Annotated in this window: 6 protein-coding genes; 2 read left to right on the top strand and 4 right to left on the bottom strand. The window is 42.3% G+C overall.

Annotated features, from left to right (window positions below; all coding sequences use genetic code 11):
* Positions 1-49: 49 nt before the first annotated feature.
* The 4 genes from H8A87_RS06655 to H8A87_RS06640 form a co-directional block, all read right to left on the bottom strand.
* A complete protein-coding gene (locus H8A87_RS06655) occupies positions 50-403 on the bottom strand; it encodes a YfiM family lipoprotein (RefSeq protein ID WP_198689195.1) in 354 nt (117 codons plus the stop codon).
* Positions 404-522: 119 nt separating this feature from the next.
* Positions 523-1,881 (bottom strand): CDP-diacylglycerol--serine O-phosphatidyltransferase, encoded by a 1,359-nt coding sequence (gene pssA, locus H8A87_RS06650; protein WP_198689194.1) that lies wholly within the window; start codon positions 1,879-1,881, stop codon positions 523-525.
* A gap of 199 nt (positions 1,882-2,080) precedes the next feature.
* A complete protein-coding gene (locus H8A87_RS06645) occupies positions 2,081-4,723 on the bottom strand; it encodes a bifunctional acetate--CoA ligase family protein/GNAT family N-acetyltransferase (protein WP_198689193.1) in 2,643 nt (880 codons plus the stop codon).
* A gap of 90 nt (positions 4,724-4,813) precedes the next feature.
* Positions 4,814-5,521, bottom strand: a complete 708-nt coding sequence (locus tag H8A87_RS06640; protein ID WP_198689192.1) for a tRNA-uridine aminocarboxypropyltransferase — start codon at positions 5,519-5,521, stop codon at positions 4,814-4,816.
* 135 nt (positions 5,522-5,656) lie between these two features.
* Between H8A87_RS06640 and H8A87_RS06635 the strand changes: the two genes are divergently transcribed.
* The gene (locus tag H8A87_RS06635; RefSeq protein ID WP_198689191.1) at positions 5,657-6,694 is read left to right on the top strand and encodes a tRNA/rRNA methyltransferase; all 1,038 of its coding nucleotides are present in this window, start codon (positions 5,657-5,659) and stop codon (positions 6,692-6,694) included.
* A 547-nt stretch (positions 6,695-7,241) separates the two neighbouring features.
* Positions 7,242-9,062 (top strand): IucA/IucC family protein, encoded by a 1,821-nt coding sequence (locus H8A87_RS06630; RefSeq protein WP_198689200.1) that lies wholly within the window; start codon positions 7,242-7,244, stop codon positions 9,060-9,062.
* Positions 9,063-9,075 lie beyond the last annotated feature (13 nt).

Below are 9,075 nucleotides of genomic sequence, written 5' to 3'. Positions count from 1 at the left end.
CGGATGGCTTTTTTGCGTTTGGGATTTGAAAAGATTATAGAGCGAAAAATCACTTCATAGATTGATACAGACTATAACCTGCGATAGTTCCAGCTATGTCATAAACAATATCATGCCAACTCCAGCCTGTTCCAGATGGGCGACTATCATAAAGTTCTTTTGTTGCTCCTAGACTGATCGACAGTAACACACTAAATTGTGAACTTTCACGATATCCCCAATTTTGACGATCTCCATAAGCATTTCCAGCAGCAGCTACAACCGCAGAGAATAGGAAATGTTGAGCTTTATCTTTGCCAGACCAGTTATCATTGGCTTGACGGATATTAGAGCAAGATGTATTCAATAGGAGAGGGAAGATTATTAATATATTTTTTATCTTATTGTTGACGGTTTTTCTCATTGTGATTTACGCTATGATTTATCTTTCAATAAATCATAGCTGTTTGATAAATAAGATACAAAAAATCCCCTCTGGCAATAGCGAGAGGGGATTTAAAAATTGATAATTATTTATCTATTTTACAGTATTCTACTGATTAACCGATCAACTCGAATACGGCGTAAACGGCGTATCAGCTTGCGAACTTTAACCGGATAGAGCTGGATACTCTCTATTTCCTGATAATCATTGATAATCTTCGTATGAGTACGAATGCAATCCAACTCCATTGAACGTTGTTCTTGCATTTCTTGCTGGGGATCATGAATAAGAATAGCATTTTCCAGATCCAGCCCCCATGCGCGAGGGTTGAGGTTATTACCTGTAATTAATTGCCATTTATCATCAATCCAGATCCCTTTTAAGTGATAAGTATTATCCTGATCTTTCCATAATCGAATGGTTAATTGCTGGCTATCGATAAACTTTTGCAGCCGGTTGGTAAAACGGCGTAAGTTAATTTCATACAGATAAGGTAATGCTCCGATGATCTTAAAGGGCTCTTCCGGTGGAATATAAAAATCATTGGCTGTTTTGTCTCCAATGATGATCTCAACTTGTTTTCCTTGACGAAGCAGCCGTGATATTGCACGTACCAGCACTGCGGGTAAATTGAAATAAGGTGTACAGATAATCAACTTATTTTCAGTACAGGACATCAGATGGCAGATTGTTTTATTCAGCGGATTCTTTTTACCCAGACCCACAAGAGGTGTTACGGCTAATTCCTCATTTGATGCTTGATTTTCAAAGAGATACTCAAAGTTTCGCAATGAAGCACGAAATTGGCGGATCAAAGTTTTAATTTCAAGATTACGAGGACGATTGTGGCTGGCTAAATTTTTTACGGCTTCAGCGGTAAGAATACTGTCATCGATAAATTGCTTCATAATTGCTGCGAGTTTTGCATTATTCAGCAAATGATAACGGTCATAGCGATATTTTTCATGGCGATGCAAATAGACATTATTAATGCTGGCTCCGCTATAAATTACCGTATCATCAAAGATAAAGCCTTTTAGATGTAAAATTCCCAAAGCTTCACGAGTGTTCACCGGAACGCCCAGAATGGGAATGCTGACGTCAGGGTAGCTTTCGGCCATGGAACAGTACCAATCTGCGTTTGTTGCCGCTGCTTCTACGCCAATACGACCACGTTGAGCACGATGCCAGTCAACGAGGATTTTGATGTCCAATTCAGGACGTTTTTGCTTGGCAATATATAATGCAGTCAGAATATCTCGCCCAGCATCATCGTTTTCTAAATACAGTGCTGCGATATAAATATGTTTTTGGGCGTTTGCAATGCGTTCTAGTAAGGTGCTGTAGAACACTTTAGATTGATAAAGTGTCTCTATGTCAGCAACTGACTGCGGTAGTTTAGGCAGTTGTGCAAGGTGTTGTTGGTGTTTTGCTTGTTTAAATTTGGACAACATCACAGTGCGTTTTTTCTCTTAGTTTAGATGGAATAAGTTCCATCATAAGGTGTATGAATCAAAATGATCTGGCGATGATACCATTAGTTTGGTTCATTGTGAGTATGAATTAACTCTTCAGAGCTGATTGCTTTAAGTCTGTGCGATCCATCACGAAGTGAAGACCTTTACTCTTACGAGGTATATGCTGAATTGCTCTTTACTAGAGCTTTAATATCAGATTAACAATGCCATCTTCTAACTGGATATCAGTGGAAAAACCAAGCTTCTTGGCAAGTTGAATCATATTACGGTTTTCCGGCATGGTAATGGCAGCCAGAGTCTGAATACCATGTTCTCTTGTGTAATGAATCAACTTAGTCATAAGCTGATAGCCTAACGTAATACCCTTTAGGTCTGATCGTACTAATATTGCAAATTCTGCTTCGATATTATCGGGATCGACCATAGCACGGGCGACACCAATAATCTCAGGGGTAGTTGTCGGATGACGTATCGCGACGAATGCCATTTCCCGGTCATAGTCAATCTGGGTCATATTAGCGAGATCGTCATGGGTAAACTCACTGATTTCACTGAAATATCGGTAATAAAGATCTTCTTTTGTCACCTGACCGATAAATGCCTTCAACAGAGGTTCATCTTCCGGCAAGATTGGGCGTAGCAGACACTCAACATCGTTTTTTATATAGATAGTTTCTTCCAGCTCATTGGGATAAGGCCGAATAGCAAGTCTTTTGCGAGGATCGCCTGTTACTGGTGTTAACTCCATCGCCACATCCAATAGAGTGAACTCATTACCTGATGCAAGGAGTGGATGAATATTCATGCGAACAATTTGAGGACAATCGATAAGAAGATTGGATACTCTGACCAACAACTGACTGAGTGCAGGGATATCCAGAGGCAGCAGTGAACCGCCAGATTTTATTTTGCCACTCTTAATTGCCTGAATAACCAGATAACGGGCTAATGCCATATTCAGGGGAGGAAGAGCGACGGCCGCCTGTGTTTCATGAATCCAATCAATACCGCCTTCTCCCAGCATGATTAAAGGGCCAAATATCTCATCTTGCTCAATAGAAATCCTCAGTTCTTGCGCACCCGCTCGGTTCGCCATGCTCTGTACTAACAGACCATGAATTCTGGCTTGTGGAAAGTTTTGTTTAACACGTTCAATAATCGCTTGAGCGGCTGTTTTGACTTCATCAGCATTACGCAAATACAGCATTACTCCCTGAACTTCTGATTTATGTGGAATATCAGGGGAGCGGAGCTTCAGGGCAACGGGATAGCCAATTTTCTCTGCGATATTGACCGCATCATCACTGGTATGAGCGATCCAGGTTGGTAAGGTATTTAACCCGTAGGCTTCAAGAATCGGTTGTACTTCATGGGTATCCAGTTGGACATTCCCGTTATCAAGAGCTTGTTGTATACATTCATGGGCTCGAGCTGTATTCGATGTAATGCCAATTGGCAGGGATGGCGTTTCTTTGAGTTGTTTTTGGTTACGTTGATATTCCACCATATGCATAAACGCGGTAATTGCGCCTTCTGGTGTGCGGTAAGTCGGGATACCAGCTTCACTGAATAAACGTCGAGCCTCCAATGAGGAATATTCTCCGCACCAATTAGTGAAAATGGTGAGCCATTTTCCGCGTGGATGCTCCTTAATGGTCTGGATGGCCCGAATCGCCGTAGTTTTGCTGTGAGATATAGCGCAGGGGGAATGAATTAGCAGTAAGGCATCATAGTCATGGCTATCCAAAAGCATTTTGAGCGCAGCAATATACTGCTCGGTTGAGGAATCATCACCGATATCCAAAGGATTGCGCAGAAGAAGCGTTTCGGGAAGTATGCCTGACAACGCACTGATTGTTTCCTCTCCTAACACGGCGAGTTTGCCGGCTCTCCTGAGCAGTTCATCCAGTGCCATTGCTGCAGGTGCTGTGCCATTACTGACGATCAACAATCGATCCCCGCGCAATGGTCGCATAAAACTCAATGTTTCCACCGCAGAAAACATTTCATGCGTGTCCTGTACGCGCAGTAATCCGGCACGTTGAATTGCAGCATCATAGGCAGTATCGAAATTCTGTTGTTCCCCTAATAATTGCTGAGCCTTTCGGGTGCGGCTGCTTTTCACGACCAGAATGGGTTTATTGCGTGAAGCGCTTCGAGAGGCCGAAAGAAAACGTCGGGCATCGCTGATATGTTCGAGATGTAACAAAATGGCACTTGTCTTACTGTCCCTTGCTAGAAAATCGAGTAGATCATCAATGTCGATATCAACACTGTCACCCAAAGCAATGAAATACGAAAAACCGATATTGCGATGATTAGCCCAGTCCAGAATCGTATTTGATATTGCTGCTGACTGTGAAATAAAAGCCAGTTTACCTTTCAGAATAGGTATCGGAGAAAAACTGGCATTCAGCCCGATCCAAGGTGCCAGAATGCCAAGGCTATTAGGCCCCAGGATTCGAATATGATGTTTTTGGCCACATTGCTTTAGTTCAGTAAATTGTGACGGTGGCGAGGATAAAATAATAACGGTTTTGCATCCGTATTGAGCCAGTTGTTCCAGCAAAGACAAATTGCGGCGGTGATGAGTACAGATCACAGCAAGATCGGGGGTTAATGGTAACTTATCGATAGAAGGATAGGCCAACACACCCAGAACGGCGCATTTGTTTGGTGTTACGGGAAGAATGGGCCCCGTAAACCCCCCCATCAACAAATTTTTCATCAACATTGAGCTGGCTTTTTCTGGTTTTTCAGAAGCACCAATCACGGCGATAGATTTAGGGCGTAGCAATGCTTCAAGTCCGCGCTGGCTCATTTCTGGGGTTCCTTATCAGTTATCACATTAATAAACAATCACCGTTGATTAAACAATTACCATGAATAACTTTAGCCACCATCAGTTACTTTAGCGCGGATTGTCAAGCATTACTGTGATTGATTCCTCCAGACGATTAGATTTTCCAGCCAGATATTGTTCACGAAAATGATTGAAATGACGTAGCAATGATTGTGACGCGTCAAGGTCTCCTGCCAATTCTAGTGCCGCAGCCGCGACTTCGGCAGTACAATGCTGTTCTTTTTTGGATGGTACTCGCAGTAAATAATCCATTTTGGCGAGACTGTTAATAGATAATAGGGGAATATTATCCAAATATGGGCTTTTGCGAAACATTTTTCTTGCTTCAGGCCAAGTACCATCCAATATAATGAACAGCGGTGGTTTCTGGTTATTAGGAAGCTGTTGATACACAATACGGGGAGGCGTGGCGTAACTGTCTGGGAAGATCAAATAGGGCTGGCGGGTTGAATCGCGCAACATTTCAAGCATTTGTTGATCAGGCTCGGTTCTAGACCAGAGAAAAGCGTGTGTATCAGGTAGAATATCTGCAATCAACTTTCCGGTATTGCTGGGCTTCATAGGCTCAGTATCAAACATGATGAGACAGAAGCGGCTTGCTGCATTTGCTGGTGAAATCATTTCACACAGGCAGCTTTTTTGGGGTAATAAACAATGCAGGCAACGCTGCACTCGGCAACCCCTAGCCTGAAAAGGACGGGTAGAGCGGGCAAGGCGGCGTTGGCGAAGCTGATAAACGGCGTTGTTATTTCTCATTTAAGAACTCAAACATGTTCGTGGATAAAGTCAGTAAAAAAATTAGCGGATATTTTAAAGGATTGTCGTTGCCAGAGGTAGCTTCGGGCGCGTACATCGGGTAATCTTCGCGCCATAGCGCAGTTGGAGAAATAAATGAACGATTCCTATAGTGGTAAGAACGGCAAAGTTAAAGTGATGTATGTCCGCAATGAGGACAACAACGATAATCGTAAAGACAATGATCGTCGTAAAAACAGCGACAGCCGTAAAAATAATAAACGTCCGTTTGGTCAAGGGCGTGAGCAGGGTGACCGCCGTCGTGGTGATAGTGAGCGCCCAGTGCGTTCAGGCGATTCTCCTTGGAAAACTATCTCCCGTCCGGAGGGAGAGTCTCTTAAACCAGAGCATAGCGGGATCAGTGGCAAAAGTCATATCGATCCTGAACAGCTTCGTCGCCAGCGTTTGGAAGAAACCCGTATTTATGGGGAAAATGCTTGCCAGGCCATGTTCCAGAACCGTCCTGATGCGATTGTTCGGGCTTGGTTTGTCCAATCAGTCACTCCACGTTTCCGTGAGGCTCTGAAATGGATGGCAGCAAATCGCAAGGCTTACCATGTGGTTGATGATGAAGAATTGACTAAGGCGTCAGGTACTGAGCACCACGGTGGCGTATGCTTTCTGATCAAGAAACGTAATGGTCTGGAAGTAGAAACCTATTTGCAGCAGGCACCAGCAAAAGATTGTGTGTTGGCATTGGAAAACGTAGGTAATCCACATAATCTTGGCGCAATAATGCGTAGTTGTGCGCACTTTGGCGTGCAGGGTGTGATTTTGCAGGATACGGCGATGCTGGAATCAGGTGCGGCTGTTCGTACCGCTGAAGGAGGTGCTGAACACATCAAAGGCATCGATGCAGATGGTTTCACAACTACGCTGAATAAATTCCGCAATGAAGGCTACACCATTGTAACCACATCAAGCCATAAGGGCAGCACAACACTGGCGCAAGCAACACTGCCAGAAAAAATGGTCTTGGTATTGGGTCAGGAAAGTGACGGATTAAGCGACAGCACCTGGGAAGATGGTGATATTCGTCTTTCCATCGGTGGAACCGGTCGGGTGGAAAGCCTGAATGTTTCTGTCGCAACAGGTATTATGCTGGCGGAATGGTGGCGTCAGAATAAAGCCTGATTGAGATACCTAATAGGCTTAAGTTTCTGCATAGTCAAAAAGCAGTGACTTGAAAGCAAAAAGGAATAGATTAACTTCCTTTATAAATAAGGCTCTGGCTGTTTAGTCAGAGCCTTTATTTTATCTCCAACTCTAATGAGTCTGCTTTTATTTCAATGATAAAAAATGTTTTGCCAAATTAAATAAAAACATTTGTTATTATTTTAATTGTAAATCACTTTATTTGCACTTTTATAATTAATAGGGATTTTAAATAACACACATAAAATTCATGTCATTTATTGTTTTTCCATTATTAGATCACTTCTATTAAACGCTCAGGCCGATTTTACGGAATAATTTACTTTTTTATGGTTGTTAATAGTAATGATTTTAATTATCATTTGTGAAAGCAAAAAAAGAAAGACCATAAATTTAGTGAGCCAGAATTAATACCCACTGATTGGATAGTGATATCCAGAAATTTATATAGAAATGTATCACCCTGTCAGTCATGTTTATACATGCAAGCAGGTGTGTGCAGAATATGAATGAAGGGCTTTATTTAATGCGTTCGTTGAATACTAATTTGAATCATCAAACCTCCCATTTAACTAGGGAAAATTGGTTACATGCCAATCAGCATCTCGTAGCAAAAATATTGCGCGAACTTTGCCACGAGAAACTCATCAAACCAGTACATCATGAAGAAGGACAATCCTACTCCATTGAAATCGATAAATTTCAATACCATTTTCAAGCACAAGCCTACCAGCTTGATCATTTGGATATTGATGCTGCGTCAATATCCAAATGCGGTCATAACCAACCGCAACGTTTAGATGCCATTGAGTTGATTATTGAATTACGGCCATTACTGGATATTTCTGAGAAGCTACTGCCAATTTATCTCGATGAAATATCCAGCACGCTTTATGGTCATTCCTTTAAATATCAAAATAATCGACTGACTGCACAGGATTTGGTTCAAGCAGATTATCAGACGGTAGAAACATCGATGAGCGAAGGGCATCCTGTCTTTATCGCTAATAATGGCCGCATTGGTTTTGATGCCGATGATTATTTGGATTATGCGCCAGAAAGCGCCCATCCAGTGACATTAATTTGGATTGCTGTACATCGGAATAAAGCGGTTTTCTCTGCACTGTCTTCGCTTTCTTACTCACAGTTAGTGGCAGAAGAATTGGAAAAATATTTGCTTGCCCAGTTTGAACGGCAAATGCAGTCATTGGGATTAAACCTGTCAGATTATTACCTGATGCCCTTACATCCCTGGCAATGGAAACACCGAATCGCCATTAGTTTTGCAGCGGATATTGCCAAACAAGAAATTATTTATCTTGGTGAAGGCCATGATCGCTATTTGGCTCAACAATCTATCCGCACATTTTTTAATATTAGCCAGCCTGAGAAAAACTATGTGAAAACTGCGCTATCAGTCCTCAACATGGGATTTATGCGTGGATTGGATCCACATAGTATGGTGACGACGCCACAAATCAATGAATGGCTTAACAACTTGGTTGAAGCTGATGCGTTCTTTCAGAAAAAGGGATTCACTATATTGAGGGAGCGAGCTGCGATAGGTTATTTCAACCACTACTTTGAATCAGCCATCAAGAAAGATAATCCGCACAAAAAAATGCTGTCCGCATTGTGGCGTGAAAGCCCAATGACGATTCTGAAAGAGAACCAGCGCCTGATGACTATGGCCTCACTGTTGCATATTGACCGAGAAGGCAATGCGGTGGTTGCTGCTTTGGTTCAGGATTCAGGTCTATCCGCTGAAGATTGGGTAGCACGCTATCTGGATGCTTACCTTTCTCCATTGCTACGCTCTTTCTTCACCTACGATTTGGTCTTTATGCCACATGGCGAAAACCTGATGCTGGTACTGGAAAACAATGTACCGGTAAAAATGCTGATGAAAGACATTGGTGAAGAAATTGCTATTTTGAATGGCGATCTTCAACTTCCTGAAGAGATTAATTTCCTACATGTCACCATCAAGGATGAGATGAAAATCAATTATATTTTCCTCGATATTTTTGATTGCTTCTTCCGCTATTTGATCCCGTTGTTGCAAAAACATCTCGCATTGCCAGAGGTGCGTTTTTGGGAATTGGTTGCCCACTGTGTTTACAGTTATCAATCACAGCATCTGCATCAGATAGAGAAATTCCGCAAATATGATCTATTTAAGCATGATTTTGTGCGTACCTGTCTGAATCGTCTGCAAATGGCAAATAACCAACAGATGATCGATCTTGATGATCGTGAGAAGAACCTGAAATTTGCTGGAACGTTAGTGAACCCGCTTCACGCTTTGCGCGAAAAATACGCTGTCACTGTTGAGACAGACGAGTGATGGAAACATCAAG

The sequence above is a fragment of the Xenorhabdus lircayensis genome (genome assembly GCF_016306625.1).
GTDB classification, from domain to species: domain Bacteria; phylum Pseudomonadota; class Gammaproteobacteria; order Enterobacterales; family Enterobacteriaceae; genus Xenorhabdus; species Xenorhabdus lircayensis.
Note: the sequence above shows the minus strand (reverse complement) of the source record. Positions and strands in the feature narration are given on the sequence as shown.

Excerpts from the sequence above, each read along its gene's own strand:
- H8A87_RS06655 (WP_198689195.1), bottom strand. The coding sequence starts at position 403 with ATGAGAAAAACCGTCAACAATAAGATAAAAAATATATTAATAATCTTC.
- H8A87_RS06635 (WP_198689191.1), top strand. The coding sequence starts at position 5,657 with ATGAACGATTCCTATAGTGGTAAGAACGGCAAAGTTAAAGTGATGTAT.
- H8A87_RS06645 (WP_198689193.1), bottom strand. The coding sequence starts at position 4,723 with ATGAGCCAGCGCGGACTTGAAGCATTGCTACGCCCTAAATCTATCGCC.
- H8A87_RS06630 (WP_198689200.1), top strand. The coding sequence starts at position 7,242 with ATGCGTTCGTTGAATACTAATTTGAATCATCAAACCTCCCATTTAACT.
- H8A87_RS06640 (WP_198689192.1), bottom strand. The coding sequence starts at position 5,521 with ATGAGAAATAACAACGCCGTTTATCAGCTTCGCCAACGCCGCCTTGCC.